This window comes from Brevundimonas sp. CURTG3B2_SDJG (assembly GCF_057364705.1).
The window spans coordinates 1-17490 of the sequence record NZ_JBNFOJ010000028.1; the positions used below are offsets into that span (position 1 = coordinate 1).

Sequence of the window (17490 nt, forward strand, 5' to 3'; positions counted from 1 at the left end):
GACGGCGGCGTCGCCGTACGCCCCGCGCGGGGCCGCATCTCTTCTTCCGTCAGGGTGACGGGATTCAGCTGCGCGCGCACCGCCGTCTGGGCCCACTCGTATTCGGTCAGGCGGGCGGGGTCGTTCCGGGCGCCGGCGATCAGAGCCTCCAGCGCCGCCGCCTCGGCGGTCTCCAGCGCCGCCTCTCGCGGAACGGCCAGGTCCGGCGCGACGCCGGTCCCTTCCCAATTGCCGCCGCTGACCGCGTGCACCGGCCGGCCGAAGGACACGCTCAGCATGAAGCCCGGCGCGATCGGCACGAAGCGGTTGTTGTTCGCGCCGCCCGACGTGGTCTCGCCGACCAGCTTGCCCAGGCCGAACTGCTGGACGCTGTAGGCGAAGTCCTCCCCGGCCGAGCCGACGTTCGAGCCGGTCAGCACGTACAGCGGCTTGCCGACCATGCGTCCCGCGGGCAGATCGGTCAGGCTGAACGACTCGTCCGGCGCCTTGCCGGCCTCCAGGAAGGTCATCAGCAGCCGGCCGCCCTCCATGAAATGGCTCAAGGCGTAGCGAACCGCCTCATGGGACCCGCCGGGGTTGCCCCGGATGTCCAGGATCACCGCGTCTCCACCCTGCAGGAAGCGCATGGCGTCGTCCCAGGCCTGGCCGTCTCGCCGCCGTCGACCCAGGCGAATTCGCCACGCGAAGATACCGGATGTTGCCGCCCAGCAGCCGCTGGTCGGTCAGGCCGTAGTGGATGCGGCGGGCCCGGGCCGTCATCACCTGCTCTCGAGGGCGGGCGCGCGCGTCCGAGGCCGGCTGGCGCAGGGCCGCCGCGTAGCGCTCGGGATCGTGCTGCAGATAGACGTGGCGATCCCCCGCCGCCGCGCTCAGGTCGGCGGTCAGGAGGTCGGCGAATGCGCCGGCGTCGGACACGTCGTAGCGCCCCCGCGCCTGGGTCGCCCGGATCGCCTCGACGACGGCGGGCACGCGCTCGGGGAAAACGTAGCTCCGTTCGATCACCTCCAGGATTTCGTCGATCGCCGCGACCCGCTGCGCTGGCGTCAGGGTGGCGGATTCGGCGTAGACGGCGCTGGGGCGAATCTGCGCCGACGCCGGGAAGGCCGCGCCCAGGCCGGCGACGGCCAGGATGGCGGCGACGGCGGCGCGCGCCAGGGATTTGGGCGTAGGCGTCATGAAAGTCCGTCCTTGATCCGGTGGTTCAGGGGTCTGCGTTCCAGGGCCTGGATGGCGTCGCGCGCGATGTCCGCCAGGGGGGGCGCCGATCTCGGCCTCCAGCGCCCGGACGGCCGCCTCGGTGGCCGCCCAGTGTCGGCGCAGGGCGGGAACCATGGCTTCCGCGGTGGGCGACAGGGCGACCACCCGCTCGCGCGCGTCCTCGCCCGCGGAGATCTCCAGCAGGCCGTTGGCGCTCATGTGCGACACCGTCTGGCTGGCCGCCGAATGGGTCATGCCGCCCTGGTCCGCGATCGTGCGGATCGAGCTGGGCCCGAAGGCCAGCAGCACGCGGACCACCGGCGTATAGCGCGGCCGGTAGGCCAGACCGGCGTCGCGGTAGGTCTGCTCGACCCCGCCGTCCAGCAGGTCGATCAGGTGTCGCAGCAGCGCGCCCAGGGTGCGAATCTCCGTCATGCGGCCCTCGATATAACAGCACTGTTATATTGTCATCCAAGATTGAACGAACGGCGGTCGATGATCTTTCCCGCGCTCCAGCGCCGCGGCCGGGAACCCCGCGCCGTCACGCGCGCTCCGCCTGAAGCCTCCCCGGGCCCCAACCCAGCTTCAAGGATTTCCAATGACCGACCAACGCATCGAAGGCGCCGCCACCGAACTGGAGGGCAAGGTCCAGGGCGGCGTCGGCCGCCTGACCGGCGACGACCGCCTTCGGCTCGAAGGCAAGCTCAACGAAGTGAAGGGCAAGGCCCTGGACGCCTACGGCCGGGTCATCGACGGCCTGGACGGCCTGGTCGACAAGGCGCCGACCCAGTACCAGGGCCATGCCCGCAAGGGGCTGGACTTCGCCCGCCGCAAGCCGCTGCTGACCACCGGCATCCTGGCCGGCGCGGCCATCCTGCTGAGCAGCCTGGGCGGCCGCCGCCGCTAGCCGTTTCGGGCGGCCAGGACGAACAGCCGGGCGATCATGGTTCGCACTGATCCCGTGCTCGACCCATTCGGCGACGGGCTTGCCGGTGTTGTTCTCGGTCAGCACCGCCTCGCCCATCTCAGCCTCCCGACAGCCAGGCGGCCAGGTTGGTTATGTACCGCCTGGTCTGACGCAGGGCCTCCGGGTCGCGGATCATGGCGTCGCCCGGGGGCTCGTCGACGAAGCTCGGGCAGCCGTCGCGGGGGTCCCAGTTGTAATCGGCGAAATGGTGGAAGGTGCTCTGGGCCAAGCCCCTGCCCTGCCCGTCCCGGCCCTCGAAGGCCACCGCGATATTGAAGGGCCGGCCCGTGACTTTGCTGACGCCGGAGGCGATGACCCGCGCCTCGGCCACGCCGTCGGGGGCTCCGACCCCGCCCTCGTGCGGGTGGGCCGGCAACCGGTCCAACAGGCCGCCGTCCGCGTCGCGCAGCAACGGGTGCGGGTCTCCCACCGGGCGGATCGCCTGCCAGTCGCCATTGGCGCCGGAATGGTAGTTGGGGAAGTCGATGTAGCCCGTCTCGACGTCGTCGCGCCGGTTGCGGTCGGGATCGGGGTCCAGACTGCTGGAGTGGAAATAGTGGGCCTCCCCCACCCCGCCCAGCGAACAGACCGAGGACCCCAGGTCCATGTGGTCGCGAGTGATCATCAGCCCGCCGCCGCGGGCGCGGAAGGCCCCGATGGCCGCGCATTCCTGGGCGTTCAGGCCGTCGCCGACATCCACCGCGAACAGCCACAGCTGGTCGAAGTCGCTATCGGCCAGGCCGGCCAGCACCGGGTCGGTCGTCCCCGCCGGCGCGCCGCGGTCGCGGGCGACCACCTGCACCCCGTCCAGCGACGACAAGTGTTCGGCCAGCCGCCGGAAGCGGCCGACGTTCCAGTCGTCGGGCGTCGGTTCGATGGTGGTCTGCAGCAGAATCTTGGGCATGGCGGGCCTCCCGTCCCCCTTGTGCCGTCATTCCGGGGCCGCGAAGCGGAACTCGGAACCCAGGAGATCGCGGTCCTGTGTTCCGGGTTCTGAGCTGCGCTCAGCCCCGGAATGACGGTGAAAGCTCGGCCTGCGCCGGAGCTAGTCCGCCGCTTCGTCCACGCTCACCTTGGCCGCGGCGCCGGTGGCGGGCGTCACGTCGAAGGCGATCTTGCCGTCCTTCAGCTCGACCTTCACATGCCCGCCGCGGACCAGCCGGCCGAACAGGATGTCGTCGGCCAGAGGCTTCTTGATGTGCTCCTGGATCGTCCGGGCCAAAGGCCGGGCGCCGTAGAGTTCGTCGAAGCCGTTCTTGGCCAGCCAGTCGGCGGCTTCGTCCGTCAGCTCGATGGTGATGTTGCGGTCCGCCAGCTGGGCCTCCAGCTGCATCACGAACTTGGTCACCACCGACTTGATCGTCTCGGAGTCCAGCGCCTTGAAGGCCACGATGGCGTCCAGGCGGTTGCGGAACTCCGGGGCGAACAGGCGCTGGATGGCCTTCTCATCCTCGCCCTCGACCTTGCCGCGGCCGAAGCCGATGGCGGCGCGGGCGTTGTCCGCCGCGCCGGCGTTGGTGGTCATGATCAGGATGACGTTGCGGAAATCGACCTTCTTGCCGACGGCGTCGGTCAGCTGGCCGTTGTCCATCACCTGCAGCAGGATGTTGTAGACGTCCGGATGGGCCTTCTCGATCTCGTCCAGCAGCACCACCGAGTGCGGATGCTGGTCGACGGCGTCGGTGAGCAGCCCGCCCTGGTCGTGGCCGACGTAGCCCGGAGGGGCGCCGATCAGGCGCGAGACGGTGTGCCGCTCCATGTACTCCGACATGTCGAAGCGCTGCAGCTCGATGCCCAGGGTCGACGCCAGCTGGCGCGCGACCTCGGTCTTGCCGACCCCGGTCGGGCCGGAGAACAGGAAGGCCCCGATCGGCTTCTGAGGATCGCGCAGGCCGGCCCGCGCCAGCTTCATCGCCGCCGAGACCTGTTCGATCGCGCTCTCCTGGCCGAAGACGACGCGATTCAGGTCGGCCTGCAGCTCGCGCAGGCTCTCGGTGTCGGACTTCGAGACCGACTTCGGCGGGATGCGGGCCATCTTGGCGATGACGGCCTCGACCTCCTTCTGGCCGATGACCTTCTTGCGCTTCGACTCGGGCAGCAGCATCTGCGACGCCCCCGCCTCGTCGATCACGTCGATCGCCTTGTCCGGCAGCTTGCGGTCGGTCATGTAGCGGGCCGACAGCTCCACGGCGGTGCGGATGGCCGCATCGGTGTAGCGCAGCTTGTGGTGGCCTTCGTAGGAGGTCTTCAGCCCCTTCAGGATCTTGATCGTGTCGTCGACGGTGGGTTCGTTGACGTCGATCTTCTGGAAACGGCGGGCCAGGGCCCGGTCCTTCTCGAAATGCTGGCGGTACTCCTTGTAGGTCGTCGAGCCCATGCAGCGCAGGGTGCCCGACGCCAGGGCGGGCTTCAGCAGATTGGAGGCGTCCATCGCCCCGCCCGAGGTGGCGCCGGCGCCGATCACGGTGTGGATCTCGTCGATGAAGAGCACGGCGTTGTCGTGCGTCTCCAGTTCCTTGACCACCTGCTTCAGCCGTTCCTCGAAGTCGCCGCGGTAGCGTGTGCCGGCCAGCAGCGCGCCCATGTCGAGCGAGTAGATGGTGGCGTCGGTCAGAACGTCCGGCACCTCGTGGTTGACGATCTTGCGCGCCAGGCCTTCCGCGATCGCGGTCTTGCCGACGCCCGGGTCGCCGACCAGCAGCCGGGTTGGTTCTTGGTGCGGCGGCAGAGGATCTGGATCGAGCGCTCGACCTCGGCGTGACGGCCGATCAAGGGGTCGATCTTGCCGTTGCGGGCCTTCTCGTTCAGGTCGACGCAATAGGCCTCCAGCGCCTCGCCGCCGGTCTTGGCGGCGGCCGCGTCCTCGGCGTCCTCGGGGCTGGAGCCGGCGGCCTTGGCGGGACGGGTCTCGCCCACGCCGGGCTTCTTGGCGATGCCGTGGGCGATGAAGTTGACCGCGTCGTACCGCGTCATGTCCTGCTCCTGCAGGAAGTAGGCGGCGTGGCTCTCGCGCTCGCTGAAGATGGCGACCAGCACATTGGCGCCGGTCACCTCCTCGCGGCCCGAGGACTGGACGTGGATCACCGCGCGCTGGATCACGCGCTGGAAGCCGGCGGTCGGCTTGGCGTCGTCGCCGTCCGAGGTCGCCAGGGCGGCCAGGTCGGTATCCACGTACAGGGTCAGCGCGGCCTTGAGCGCGATCAGGTCGACATTGCACGCCGTCATCACGTTTGCGGCGTCGGGGTCGTCGACCAAGGCCAGCAGGAGATGCTCCAGCGTGGCGTATTCGTGCCGGCGCTCGTTCGCGTAGTGAACGGCCCGGTGCAGGGTTTCTTCGAGCGGACGCGAGAAAGAGGGCAAGCTCTCAGTCCTTTTCCATCGTGCATTGCAGGGGATGCTGGTGGCGGCGCGCGGTCTCGATCACCTGGGCGACCTTGGTTTCGGCCACTTCGTAGGTGAAGACGCCGCAGACCCCGACGCCATGCTGGTGCACGTGCAGCATGATGCGGGTCGCGTCCTCGCGGCTCTTCTGGAAGAACCGCTCCAGCACATAGACGACGAATTCCATCGGCGTGTAGTCGTCGTTCAGGATCAGCACCCGATAGAGCGAGGGCCTCTGAAGCTTCGGCTTTGTCTCGGTGATCGTGGCGGCGCCGGGGCCCGCTCCTGGATCACCGACCTTACGTGACGGCGGCATTCGTTGTCCGGTTGGGGAGTCGATGGACAGATAGGGAATGATGGCCTGATTTGAAGCCGCGTCCAGTCACAGGTTTCTGTTTGTCGGCGATCGTCGATCGAATGGGGCCTCCTGGCTCCAGTGTGGCCGGGATGACAGGGCGGGCGTCGTCCTTCTCCCTCCCGCTTGAGGGAGGGATGTCGGCGCGAAGCGACGACAGGGTGGGAGCGGCTCAAAATCGCTCGTCGAGCCGCCCTCACCCGGTCGCTGCGCGACCACCCTCCGTCGGGGAGGGAGGGAGAAGGCGCGCGTCCCGGCTCTTCGCTTCGCTTCGGCCGGGATGACAAAGGCAGGCGTGTTCGTCCACCGGCGGGAGCCGCCGGAGGTCGGGGAGGGCGCGGGGCGTCCGGGCCTCGCCCGGAGCTGTTGGATTGTTACCGTTTCGACGAGACAGGCCGCCCCGCGCGGTCGTTGGTTCGCGCGCTCTCCGGCTGGCGGCTCTGTTGGGGCCTTACCGGATCACCCGCCGTCGTCATCGCTGACGCTGGCGGGGGCGGGACATAGGCTGAGCCAGCGGTCCACGCCGAAGCGCGCGGCGAGCAAGCGGACGGCATCCATCGCCGTCCGACGAGGACCCCCGGACTACCCTTCGCCCGGGCTTCATCGCTCGACCACAGCCCGCCGTCGTCGGGCGTTGGATCCGACGCCCTCCCCACCGACGGGATGCGAACAGTATGCGGCCGCTGGAGGACGGTGCGGGAATAGGACGCTGGGCGACAGGGTTCGTGCGGGATTCCAGAGGCTTGGCGGGCGCCGGTTCGCTGGGAGTCCGCGAAAGGCCGACGATGCGGGGTCCTTCTCCCGACGGGAGACGACGCCCTCAGGCCCTCCCGTTCCGCCGGACGAAGTCCGCCATCAGCCGCCCGGCCTCGGCGGCGTGGGTCTCGAGCAGCAGGTGGCCGCCGTCCAGGATGTGGGCCTCCATGCGCGGCAGGGCCTTGATCCAGTCCAGGGTCTCGTCGATGGCGAAATAGGGGTCGTGCCGGCCCCAGACCATCAGGGCCGGCGGCTGGCGGTCGCGGAGGTAGCGGGCGTAGTCGGGAAAGCGGGCGACGTGAGTGCGGCCGTTGTCGAGGATCAGCTTGATCTGGGTCTCCAGCCGGCCGGGCTGGTTCAGCACCGCCCAGTCCTCTTTCCAGGGTTCGCCCTCGATGCGGGCCGCGACCTCGTCGGGCAGGCCGTCGACGTACTGGGCGCGGACGAATTCCTCCGCGTTTAGATGGGCGGTGGCCTTGCGTTCGGTCTCCGGCGAGGGATCGGCCCAGTAGGCGCGGGCGTCCTTCCACAGCTCGGGGTCCATGCCGCTGTCATGGGCGTTGCCGTTCTGGACGATCAGGCCGAGCACCCGGTCGGGATCGCGCAGCGCCAGGCCCAGGCCGACGGGCGCGCCCCAGTCGTGGACATAGAGGAACCGCGGGCCGACGTTCAGATGCTCCAGCAGGTCGGCGGTCGCCTCGACGAAGGCGTCGAAGCCGGGATCCGGGAGGGGCTCGGAGGCGCCCGAGCCGGGCATGTCGGGGGCGACGACGTAGGCGACCTGGGAGAGGACGGGGAGGACGTGGCGAAAGCCGCCCGAGGCGTTGGGGAAGCCGTGGATCAGGACCAGGGCGGGGAGCGAGGGGTCGCCGGCGGTGCGGTAAGCGAGGGATGTGCCGGTGGAGAGGGTGAGGTGGTGGAGGTTGGGCATGGAGGGGGAACGCGCGGGGCGGAAGCAGGGTGCCCACGAGGCTGATGAGTCGATCCCTGTATTGAGCAAGAAACTTTCGGCTAAGCCTTGGCTCGCGTGGCCGCTTCCTTCCCACAGACGAACCGCACCGAGACCCCACAAGCCCTCAAGCCGGCCTCATTCTCGAGCCAATCGCTATCCGTCGATACCGCTACGCTACACCGGCCTGCGGCAGCGCAGAGTGCGAAAGGTCGATCCGCTGGATCGAACTGAGCTAGGCCTCCGTGTTGGAAGGCATCCGTGAGATTTCTCGTACGCGGCGCGTCGATATCGACGCGGCGAACTCGTTCAGGATTACCAAGATTGTCCAGAACGTGGCGGTAGAATAAGTCACCGACGCCCGGCTGACCCTCAGCTTTCAACCGCTTTTGATACTCCGATAGAATCTCTTGCCCCGTGTCGATGACAATTCGACCCCGCGTCACCAGTTCTTCGAGAGCTTCAATAGATGAAATCTGGCACGCCTTCGACGCAGTAACGTCACGCCCATTTGCAACCACGGCAACGTTGGTGTCGACCACGCGATCCAAGCGTTCAGCTCGACTGCTTCAGCCTGGCTTTCTGAGCCGCAGCCGTTTCCCCGAAAGCATCTCCAAAGAAATGCTTCGGCCAGTTAGAAATCACACCTTGGTGGTCTAGCTTCAGAGGCTCAAGGCTAGTCGCCGGCCCCTCGACATCGCAGAAGTAGAGCTTTATGTCTTCAGAAGATATATCCCCTCTGCAAGCCTGCGCTGCATCCTAAGCAAGAAATGCTCACTATGACTTTCGACTACAATCTGAATATTTCGGCGTTTAGCAACGCTAATCATAACATCCGCTAGTCCCGCTTGGGCAAGTGGATGAAGGTGTATTTCGGGTTGCTCCATTAGGATAGTGGAGCCTTCATCTACATAGTACAATATCGTAAGAACCGGTAGGATTTGAGAAACCCCAAATCCAACTTCCGTCAACAAAACCTCAGGCGCCCCTGAGCGCACCCTGACCTTGGCCTGGTAGATACCAGAACCTTCCTTAATTTCCTCAACAGAAAACGACTCTACTAGGCCCATCTCCTTGAGCCAGTACGCAATCATTTCCTGAAATGTTTTCAGATGGGCCTTCGGCGCAAGGTTCCTTTTCTCCCCTGCCTCTGTGGCCGCAATGATTGCCTCGATCGCAAATTGGCCGCGAGGCCCGACGTCGCTGGGGCGTGATCGCGACCAGACGTAATCCCTCTTCGGATGTTCTCGTAGCGGTCCGAGGTAGAAAGTCCGATCCATCTGAGCTTCAAAGGACGAGACGAACTGTGACAAGAACGCAGAGTTCTGGAAGTATGTTAGCGCTTGGTCAGGGAAACCATATGACTTAACAGGCCCTGGCAACTGCCAAGCTCGGCCAAGCGCACGCTTAAAATCAAACCCGCCTTCGGATTTCAAATCGAAGGCAGTAGGCTCACTAGGCTTGGGCTGAAGCTTGAACCGATGATCGGGACTCAGCCGATATTCGAGGCGCTCAGCCCGGGGAGCTCCCTTAGCGGCACCCACAGTACTGAGAACACCAAGGTCCTTCCCACGAGCGAATATCTCGCCGCGTCTTTTCAGAGGATCGGTGATGACGAAATCATCCTGAGTCCGCCAGAAGACGCCCCAGTTGAGTTTCTGAGCCTCATCGTGATTATGAATAAAATCTCTATAACTCCCGAGAGTTACGTAAGACCCGTTCATTGCTAGGCTGATTCCACGATCTGCCGCCTCCTTAGTCTGTTTTAAGAGGAGCAGAAACTGGATGACACTCGACTTGCCGGACGAGTTCGTGCCGAAAAGACCTGTGATCTTTCCGAACCGCACATCGGCGTTCGCCCAAGCCTTGAAGTTCGACATCAAGAGTTGCGTCAGCATAACCTTGAGATATCAGGGCCTAGGTATCAGCACCAGCCGCTAATGCACCCGCGCCTTTCCGATCTCCAGCCCCTCCCCGCCCGCTGACACGGCGATCACCGACCCGTCCGCGATCTCGCCCGCCAGCAGCTTCCGCGCGATCGGGTCGACCAGTTCCTTCTGGATGACGCGCTTGAGCGGCCTCGCCCCGTAGACCGGGTCGTAGCCCTTGTCGGCGAGCCAGGCCAAGGCCGTGTCGTCCAGGGACAGGGTCAGCCGCCGGTCGGCCAGCAGCTTTTCGAAGCGGGCCAGTTGGATGCGGACGATGCCCGACATCTGGGCGCGGCCCAAGCGGTGGAAGAGGATGATCTCGTCGATGCGGTTCAGGAACTCGGGCCGGAAGTGGGCGCGGACGGCCTCCATGACGAAGGGACGGACGGCTTCCACGTCCTCGCCTTCCGACTGGTTGGCCAGGGCGTCCGAGCCGAGGTTGGACGTCATGATGATCAGGGTGTTCCTGAAGTCGATGGTGCGGCCCTGGCCGTCGGTCAGGCGACCGTCATCCAGCACCTGCAGCAGGACGTTGAAGACGTCCGGGTGGGCCTTCTCGACCTCGTCGAACAGCACGACCTGGTAGGGTCGCCTACGGACCGCCTCGGTCAGCGCGCCGCCCTCGTCGTAGCCGACGTAGCCGGGAGGGGCGCCGATCAGACGCGAGACGCTGTGCTTCTCCATGTACTCGCTCATGTCCAGGCGGGTGATGGCGGCCTCGTCGTCGAACAGGAACTCCGCCAGGGCCTTCGTCAGCTCGGTCTTGCCGACGCCGGTGGGCCCCAGGAACAGGAAGGAGCCGAGCGGGCGGTTGGGGTCGTTCAGTCCGGCGCGGGCGCGGCGCACCGCGTCGGAGACGGCGGCCAGGGCCTCGGTCCTGGCCGACGACGCGGCGCCGAGCGCATCCTCCATCTTGAGCAGCTTCTCGCGCTCGCCTTCAAGCATCTTGTCGACGGGCACGCCGGTCCAGCGGCTGACGACGGCGGCGATCTGTTCGGCGTCGACGACTTCCGGCGTCAGGGGGCCGGACTTGTCCGCCTCAAGGCTTTCCGCGTCGGCGAGCTGTTTCTCGATGCCTGGGATCTGGCCGTAGGCGATCTCGGACGCGCGGCCCAGGTCGCCGGCGCGCTGGGCGGCGGCCAGTTCGGCCCGCAGGCGGTCCAGGGTCTCGCGCAGCTGGGCGCCCTGCCCCACCTTCTCCTTTTCGGCCTTCCAGCGGGCGGTCAGGTCGTCGGACTGCCCCTCCAGGTCGGCGATCTCGTCCTCGAGCTTCTCCAGGCGCTGCTGGCTGGCGCTGTCGGTCTCCTTCTTCAGGGCCTCGCGCTCGATCTTCAGCTGGACCAGGCGGCGGTCGATCTCGTCCAGCGCCTCGGGCTTGGAATCGACGGCCATGCGCACTCTGGAGGCGGCCTCGTCGACCAGGTCGATGGCCTTGTCGGGCAGGAAGCGGTCGGTGATGTAGCGGTTCGACAGGGTGGCGGCGGCGACGATGGCGCTATCGGAGATGCGGACCCCGTGGTGGACCTCGTACTTCTCCTTCAGTCCACGGAGGATCGAGACGGTGTCCTCGACCGTCGGCTCCTCGACCATCACGGGCTGGAAGCGGCGGGCGAGCGCGGCGTCCTTTTCGACGTGCTTGCGGTACTCGTCCAGCGTGGTGGCGCCGACGCAGTGCAGTTCGCCGCGGGCCAGGGCGGGCTTCAGCAGGTTGGAGGCGTCCATGGCCCCGTCGCCCTTGCCGGCGCCGACCAGGGTGTGCATCTCGTCGATGAACAGGACGATGCCGCCCTCGGCGGCCGCGACCTCGTTCAGCACGGCCTTCAGCCGCTCCTCGAACTCGCCGCGGTATTTCGCGCCGGCGATCAGCGAGCCCATGTCCAGCGCCATGACGGTCTTGTCCTTCAGGCTCTCGGGCACGTCGCCGTTGACGATGCGGAGCGCCAGGCCCTCGACGATGGCGGTCTTGCCGACGCCGGGCTCGCCGATCAGGACGGGGTTGTTCTTGGTGCGGCGGGCGAGGACCTGGATGGTGCGGCGGATCTCCTCGTCGCGGCCGATCACGGGGTCGATCTTGCCGTCGCGGGCGGCCAGGGTCAGGTCGCGGGCGTAGCGCTTGAGCGCATCGTAGGCGTCCTCGGCGCCGGCCGAGTCGGCGGTCTTGCCCTTGCGGATGTCGTTGATGGCCTCGTCGAGCTTGTCAGGCGTCACGCCGGCGGCGGCGAGCACCGTCTTGGCCACGCCGCCCTCTTTCGCCAAGGCCGACAGGATGCGCTCGGTGGTGACGAACTGGTCGCCGGCCTTCTTGGCGGCGGCCTCGGCGGCGGCGAAGACGCGGGCGGTGTCGCCGTCCAGGTAGAGTTGGCCGGAACCGCCCGAGACCTGGGCGCGCTTGCTGAGTGCGGTCTCGATGTCGGCCTCGGCGCGGCGGGCGTCGCCGCCGGCGGCGGAGATCAGGTTGCGGGCCAGGCCGTCGCGCTCCTCCAGCAGGACCTTGAGCAGGTGCTCGGGCGCGAACTGTTGGTGGCGGCGGGCGAGCGCGAGGCTCTGCGCGGACTGGACGGCCTGTTTGGCGCGGTCGGAGTAGAGGTCAAGGTTCAAGGCGTATCCCTTCGAGAAGCGGACTCCGGCGGCGCGTCCTCCCAAGCAAGCGACGCGCCGTCCGGCGATCGTTCAGGTGGGTGTGGCCCCAGCGTCACACAAGTCCCGGCGGGGGAGCCTACTCGCCGCCCTTCACATAGGGCGGGTTCACATGCACCTGGGCGTGGCCGTGGTGGCGCAGGTGGCTCTCGTCGATCTGCTTGATCAGCTCCAGGCCCTGCTTCTTGCCGACCAGTTCCAGAAGGGCGTCGATCTTGGCCTCGACGCGGTCGTCGTTCTCTTTCGACGAGGGCGAGCCGAGGTAGAGGAAGTAGGCCAGGCCGACGACCTGCCAGAGCAGCTGCAGGAACTCGGATTGCCAGTTCTCGAAGGTGTCGCGGCTCATCTCGACCAGATAGGCCGAGATCTGCGCGGTCTGGCCGTGCTCCCTGGCCTCGTCGACGAAGGCGAACCAGCCGAACAGCCAATGCAGGCCGAACGACATGACGAAGAAGCCGAGGGTGATCCAGCCGTAGGCGTAGCGTTTCATGACTTCGCTCCTTGTGCAGGAGCGCAACACGCCGGGCGGAAGGTGGTTTCCGCCCGGCGTCGCGGGATCAGCCGCCGGTCCGGTCAGCCGCCGGTCTGGGGCGCCGAGAAGTCGAACTGCTCGGGCCGGCGCTGGCCGGAGCCGAAGGTCCAGGTCAGGCCGATGTAGGCCGCCCGGCCGCCGAAGATCATGCTGGTGCGATCGGTGAAGGCCGGGGTCTCGATGAAGGTGGTGGCGCCGAACTCGTCGAAGACGTCGCGGACGGTGGCCTGGAAGGACCAGTCGCTGTTGAGCTTCCGGCGGTAGCCGAAGTTCACCAGGGTGGCCTGCTCGCGCACGCCCTGGGCCAGCAGCTGGTCGCCGGTCCAGATGCCGGACAGCTGCACGAAGTCGGCCTGGGTCGGCTGCCAGTTCAGGGTCAGGCGCCCGCCCACGCTCTCGATCTCGCGGTTGACGGCGCCCGGAATGCCCGAGGCCTCGATCTCCTGGCGGAAGGCGTTGATGCTGGCGTTGTAGCGCAGCGTCGGGTGCAGCGCCCCGTTGGCGACCAGCTCAAGACCCGTGGCGGTGCTGGAGCCCAGGTTCTCGGGGCGGGTCAGGAAGACGCCGCCGCCCAGATCCGAGGTCACCTGGGTGAAGGCGTCGGTGGTGTCGCGATAGTAGAGGGTGGCCTGGTAGAAGGTCTGCTGGACCCGCTTCTGCCACATGATCTCGAAGGCGTCGGTCTCCTGCGGCAGCAGGTTCGGATTGCCCGAGCGGTAGTTGAGGTTGTCCTGGTAGGTCAGGAAGGGGTTCAGGTCCTGCGGGTTGGGCCGCTGGATGCGCCGGCTGTAGCTGCCGCGCAGGGTCTGGGTGTCGTCCAGGGCATAGGACAGGTGCAGCGTCGGATAGGCGCGGAAATAGTCGTTGGACGACTGAATGTTGGTGGTCACCTGGTCCAGGTCGATGTTGGCCTGCTCCAGACGCAGGCCGAACTGGGCCGACAGCTTCTCGCCGAATGGCCGCTCCCAGGTGGCGTAGAGGGCGTGCACCGCCTGGTCGACGTGGAATTCGTTGGAGACGATCGGGTCGGGGATCAGATTGCCCGGCGCGGAGCCGCGCGCGACGGCGTTGTCGAGCTCGAGGCTGGAGGCCTGAAGTTCATAGCCCAGGCGCAGGCGGCCGCCGTCGGACAGGGGGCGGACATAGGCGCTGGTGATCCCGACCTGCTCCTGGCGGTTCTTGTTCTCGATCGTCTCGTAGGACAGCGCCGAGGGCGGGATGTCCTGGTCGACGACGGTGTCGAAGCCGAAGGTGAAGCGGTTGCGGTCGTAGCGGACCTCGTTGGACCACTCGTGACCCTGGCCGTCGAAGCGGCGCAGCAGGCGCGCCGAGCCGCCCGAGAACTGGCCCGAGAAGCCGCCGCTGGAGGTGCGGGTGTAGGCCGAGGCCAGGCCGCCGGAGGCCGCGTCGGCCTCATAGAGGTCGATGGCGTCGGCCAGGTTGTCGACGTCGACGTGGCGGACCTCGCCGGTCAGCTGGGTCTTGTCGTCGAGGTTATGTTCGGCGGCCAGACGGACGAAGATGTTGTCGGAATCGCCCTCGATGTTCTGGGACTGGCGCGCCTGGAGGAAGCGGCCCGAACCGGCGTCGAAGCGCTCGCGGATGCGCTCGATCTCCTGCAGGAAGGCGTCGTGGCGCACGCCGATGTCGGCCGACAAAGTGGTCTTGCCCATCACATGGGCGATGTTGCCGCCGATGTTCCAACGGCCGTCGTCGCCGACGTTGGCGCGGATCGAGCCGGTGGTGGTGTTCCCCGCGCGCACCGCGTTGGGCTTGGAGATCAGGTTGATCACCCCGCCCGATCCCTCGGGGCTGTAGGCGGCGGAGGGATTGGTCATCACCTCGATGCGGGCGTACTGGCTGGCCGGAATCTGCAGCACCATCTGGCCGCGGCTGGGGCCGTTGAACTGGGTCGCGGGGCGGCCGTCGACCAGGATGGTGACGTTGGCGTCGCCACGCAGGCTGACGTTGCCGTCGGGATCGACCTCGACCGAGGGCACGTTGCGCAGGGCGTCGGCCAGGGTTCCCGTCGCCGCCTGCAGATCGTTGGCCAGGCTGTAGCTGGTCGAATCGATCGAGGTGCGGACCTCGTTGGGACGGGCGGCGAGACGACGTCGCCGATCGCGGTCGCCTCGGCGGCGGGCTGCTCGCCCTCCTGGGTCTCAGCGTCGGCGGACGGCTCGGCCGGAGCGGGCGTCTGCGTCGGCGTCTGTGTTGGCGTCTGGGACGACGCCGGACCTTGGGCCTGGGTCGAAGCGGGTCGGGGCGCGGGCTGCGGAGCCGGAGCGGTCTGAGCGGAGGCGACGCCGGCGGGCAGCGCCAGGGCGGCGCCGGTGAGCAGGATGAGCTTGAAGTTCGGCATGGCCCCCAGCCAGGAAATGCGGAGGTCGGGATCGCCCTTCGCGCAGCGTGCTGACTAACAGCGATCAGCGAGCCGACCGAGTTACATCTTTTTCATTTCATTACGGTTTTTTCAGAACGGACATTTTCCGCCCCGCCGTCTGCATGCCGGTTCAGGCGGGGATGACGCGGGGCGAGCGGCGGGCTAGCGTCCGACGACAAGTTCGTCGGGAGCCGCCCATGTCCATCCGCCTCACGCGCCGCGCGGCGCTGGTCTCGTCCGTCGCGGGCGCCGCCGCCCTGCCCTCCGCGGGGTGGACGCAGGAGGCCGCAGCCGACGCCGCCCTCGCGGAGGCCGTCGACGCCTATGTGAAGCGGGTGATGGCCGGCTTCCCCGATCAGCCCGCGGTGTCGGTCGCGGTGGTCAAGGACGGCCGGCCCGTGCTGACGCGGGGCTACGGCGTACGGGCGATCGGCGGCGCGGCGGTGGACGAGCACACCCTGTTCGCCATCGCGTCCAACACCAAGGCGGTGACCTGCGCCGCACTGGCCATCCTGATCGACGAGGGCAAGGTGAAATGGGACGAGCCGGTCCGCACCTACCTGCCCGGCTTCAGCCTGTCCAAGCCCGAGCTGAACGACATGGTCACGGTGCGCGACCTGGTCAGTCACCGGATCGGCTTCGGCCTGGGGGCCGGCGACCTGCTGTTCTGGCCCAACGGCGACCGGACCCGGGCCGAGATCATGGCGGCGATCCCGCATGTGCCGATCGAGGACACGTTCCGCACGACCTACCACTACTGCAACCTGATGTTCGTGGCCGCCGGCGAGGTCGTGGCCGCCGCCTCGGGCATGCCGTGGGAGCGGTTCGTCCAGACCCGGATCCTGGACCGGCTGGGCATGACGGAGACCCTGCCGCTGATGACCGGCGCCGACCCGGCGAAGTCGGCCCTGCCGCACGGACGGCTGGGGCCGCCGCTGCGCTACCAGGGCCCGATGCAGACCATCGGCCAGTCGATCCAGGAAGTCTGGGACTGGTCGGCGGCGGCCGCGGCGGGCGGTTTCGTCACCAACCCGGTGGACTGGGCCAAATGGATCGCGGTCCAGCTGGCCAAGGGTCAGCTGCCGGACGGGTCGCGGCTGTACTCAGAGGCGCGGGCCAACGAGATGTGGCGACCCAACATCCTGATCTCGAACTCGGCGGGGCCGACGGAGGCGCTGCCGGGCCGAGCCATCGCCTCGACCTACGCTACCGGCTGGCAGGTGCAGGACTATCGCGGCGAGCGGTTCATCACCCACGGCGGCGGGGCGCCGGGCTATGTCTCCGGCACCGTCCTGCTGCCGGGCCGAAACGCCGGCTTCAGCTACTTCACCAACGCCGAGGAAGGGATGGTCACCCGCGCGCTGCGGAGCGGGATCGCCGATATCATCATGGGCAAGGCGGGGTTCGACTGGATCGCCGACGGCGTCCGGCAGCAGGCCGAGAACGACGCCAAGTCGATCGCCGCGGCGGCCGAGATCGACGCCAAACAGAGGGCCGGAGCGCCGCCCTCGCTGCCGTTGATGGCCTACGCGGGAACCTGGCGCGATCCCTGGTACGGCGATGTCGTGATCGGTTACAGCCACGCCACGATCCGTAGAGGACCGAACCCCGGGCCAAGAACTCAACTGGGAATCGGCTTCACCCGCACCAATGCGCTGAAGGGGATGCTGGAGCCCTACGACGGGGACATCTTCCGCACGCGCTTCCCCGACAAGCGGGAGGAGGACGTCTTCGTGACCTTCAAGATCGAGAACGGCGTCGCGGTCTCGGCGACGATGAAGGCGGTCAGTCCGGACGCGGACTTCAGCTACGACTACCACGACCTGCGGCTGACGAAGGTCAGCGGACCCTTCGGAACCTGAGGTCCGTCGACCAGCGGATGCAGTCAGACCTGCGCCTCACCTCACCAGCTCCATGATCTCCAGCTTGGTCGACGGGCTGGGCCAGGGTACGACGATGCGCCAGCGCTGCGGGCCGATGCGCTCGAAGACCCCGACCTGATCCCGTTCAGCTTGGTCGCCGTAGGCGGGATAGCCGGTCTCGTCCATGCCCCAGGCCTGGGCGCCGATGAAGACCAGCCGACGCTCCGTGTCCGGATAAAGCAGGCCCCGGGTCCGCTGGGAGCCGGTCGTCTTGGTCAGGATCAGGTCGCCGCCGGGGGTCAGCTCCACCACGCAGCGGAAGTAGGGATAGGCGACGAAGGCCAGGCTGGCGGAACCCATCTGGACGGTCCGACAGCGATAAGTCCCCGGCGCCGGCTGCAGGCGCCCGGTCTGGCCGGCGTTGGGATCGACCAGGGGACCCAGGGCCTCGACCTCGGCGGCAAAGCCCTGCTCCTCCGCCTCGGCCCGGGCCAGGCGCCAGGCCTCGTCCAGGGCGGCCCAGCTTGGAGGGCGTCCCCCGGG

Annotated in this window: 13 protein-coding genes and 1 pseudogene; 2 read left to right on the forward strand and 12 right to left on the reverse strand. The window is 67.6% G+C overall.

Annotated features, from left to right (window positions below; genetic code table 11):
• A partial coding sequence (locus tag AC2W7C_RS03185) for a S41 family peptidase (RefSeq protein ID WP_486000141.1) occupies nt 1-626 on the reverse strand: 626 nt, incomplete at its 3' end.
• The gene (locus AC2W7C_RS03190; RefSeq protein ID WP_486000142.1) at nt 559-1632 is read right to left on the reverse strand and encodes a hypothetical protein; all 1074 of its coding nucleotides are present in this window, start codon (nt 1630-1632) and stop codon (nt 559-561) included. The genes AC2W7C_RS03190 and AC2W7C_RS03185, both read right to left, overlap by 68 nt.
• A gap of 163 nt (nt 1633-1795) precedes the next feature.
• Here AC2W7C_RS03190 and AC2W7C_RS03195 point away from each other — a divergent pair, with 163 nt between their 5' ends.
• Complete coding sequence (locus AC2W7C_RS03195; protein WP_486000143.1) at nt 1796-2104, forward strand: CsbD family protein; 309 nt, start codon at nt 1796-1798, stop codon at nt 2102-2104.
• Nucleotides 2105-2222: 118 nt separating this feature from the next.
• Here the strand turns inward: AC2W7C_RS03195 and AC2W7C_RS03200 are convergent, their stop codons facing one another.
• From AC2W7C_RS03200 to AC2W7C_RS03240, 9 genes and pseudogenes are all read right to left on the reverse strand, one after another.
• A complete protein-coding gene (locus AC2W7C_RS03200) occupies nt 2223-3068 on the reverse strand; it encodes a hypothetical protein (RefSeq protein WP_486000144.1) in 846 nt (281 codons plus the stop codon).
• Between the two features lie 141 nt (nt 3069-3209).
• Nucleotides 3210-5524 (reverse strand): annotated as a pseudogene (gene clpA, locus AC2W7C_RS03205) (ATP-dependent Clp protease ATP-binding subunit ClpA).
• Between the two features lie 4 nt (nt 5525-5528).
• Nucleotides 5529-5861 carry an ATP-dependent Clp protease adapter ClpS gene (gene clpS / locus AC2W7C_RS03210; RefSeq protein ID WP_486000145.1) on the reverse strand — a complete coding sequence of 111 codons (333 nt, stop codon included), beginning with the start codon at nt 5859-5861 and terminating at the stop codon, nt 5529-5531.
• A gap of 859 nt (nt 5862-6720) precedes the next feature.
• Complete coding sequence (locus AC2W7C_RS03215) at nt 6721-7587, reverse strand: alpha/beta fold hydrolase (RefSeq protein WP_486000146.1); 867 nt, start codon at nt 7585-7587, stop codon at nt 6721-6723.
• 573 nt (nt 7588-8160) lie between these two features.
• Nucleotides 8161-8337 carry a DUF3696 domain-containing protein gene (locus AC2W7C_RS03220; RefSeq protein WP_486000153.1) on the reverse strand — a complete coding sequence of 59 codons (177 nt, stop codon included), beginning with the start codon at nt 8335-8337 and terminating at the stop codon, nt 8161-8163.
• Nucleotides 8319-9503, reverse strand: a complete 1185-nt coding sequence (locus AC2W7C_RS03225) for an AAA family ATPase (RefSeq protein ID WP_486000147.1) — start codon at nt 9501-9503, stop codon at nt 8319-8321. Before AC2W7C_RS03225 ends, AC2W7C_RS03220 begins: the two co-directional genes overlap by 19 nt.
• 39 nt (nt 9504-9542) lie before the next feature.
• On the reverse strand, nt 9543-12131 hold the full coding sequence (gene clpB / locus AC2W7C_RS03230) for an ATP-dependent chaperone ClpB (protein WP_486000148.1): 2589 nt from the start codon (nt 12129-12131) through the stop codon (nt 9543-9545).
• Nucleotides 12132-12249: 118 nt separating this feature from the next.
• Nucleotides 12250-12660: a DUF6766 family protein gene (locus AC2W7C_RS03235; protein ID WP_486000149.1), complete on the reverse strand. Its 411-nt coding sequence runs from the start codon at nt 12658-12660 to the stop codon at nt 12250-12252.
• A gap of 83 nt (nt 12661-12743) precedes the next feature.
• Complete coding sequence (locus AC2W7C_RS03240) at nt 12744-14702, reverse strand: TonB-dependent receptor domain-containing protein (protein WP_486000150.1); 1959 nt, start codon at nt 14700-14702, stop codon at nt 12744-12746.
• Nucleotides 14703-15282: 580 nt separating this feature from the next.
• Here AC2W7C_RS03240 and AC2W7C_RS03245 point away from each other — a divergent pair.
• Nucleotides 15283-16947 (forward strand): serine hydrolase, encoded by a 1665-nt coding sequence (locus tag AC2W7C_RS03245; protein WP_486000151.1) that lies wholly within the window; start codon nt 15283-15285, stop codon nt 16945-16947.
• Nucleotides 16948-16983: 36 nt separating this feature from the next.
• Here the strand turns inward: AC2W7C_RS03245 and AC2W7C_RS03250 are convergent.
• The coding region (locus AC2W7C_RS03250; RefSeq protein ID WP_486000152.1) for a DUF4893 domain-containing protein at nt 16984-17490 on the reverse strand (507 nt) is incomplete at its 5' end.

Excerpts from the sequence above, each read along its gene's own strand:
- AC2W7C_RS03235 (WP_486000149.1), bottom strand. The coding sequence starts at position 12,660 with ATGAAACGCTACGCCTACGGCTGGATCACCCTCGGCTTCTTCGTCATG.
- AC2W7C_RS03245 (WP_486000151.1), top strand. The coding sequence starts at position 15,283 with ATGTCCATCCGCCTCACGCGCCGCGCGGCGCTGGTCTCGTCCGTCGCG.
- AC2W7C_RS03215 (WP_486000146.1), bottom strand. The coding sequence starts at position 7,587 with ATGCCCAACCTCCACCACCTCACCCTCTCCACCGGCACATCCCTCGCT.
- AC2W7C_RS03190 (WP_486000142.1), bottom strand. The coding sequence starts at position 1,632 with ATGACGGAGATTCGCACCCTGGGCGCGCTGCTGCGACACCTGATCGAC.
- clpS (WP_486000145.1), bottom strand. The coding sequence starts at position 5,861 with ATGCCGCCGTCACGTAAGGTCGGTGATCCAGGAGCGGGCCCCGGCGCC.
- AC2W7C_RS03200 (WP_486000144.1), bottom strand. The coding sequence starts at position 3,068 with ATGCCCAAGATTCTGCTGCAGACCACCATCGAACCGACGCCCGACGAC.
- AC2W7C_RS03225 (WP_486000147.1), bottom strand. The coding sequence starts at position 9,503 with ATGCTGACGCAACTCTTGATGTCGAACTTCAAGGCTTGGGCGAACGCC.
- AC2W7C_RS03195 (WP_486000143.1), top strand. The coding sequence starts at position 1,796 with ATGACCGACCAACGCATCGAAGGCGCCGCCACCGAACTGGAGGGCAAG.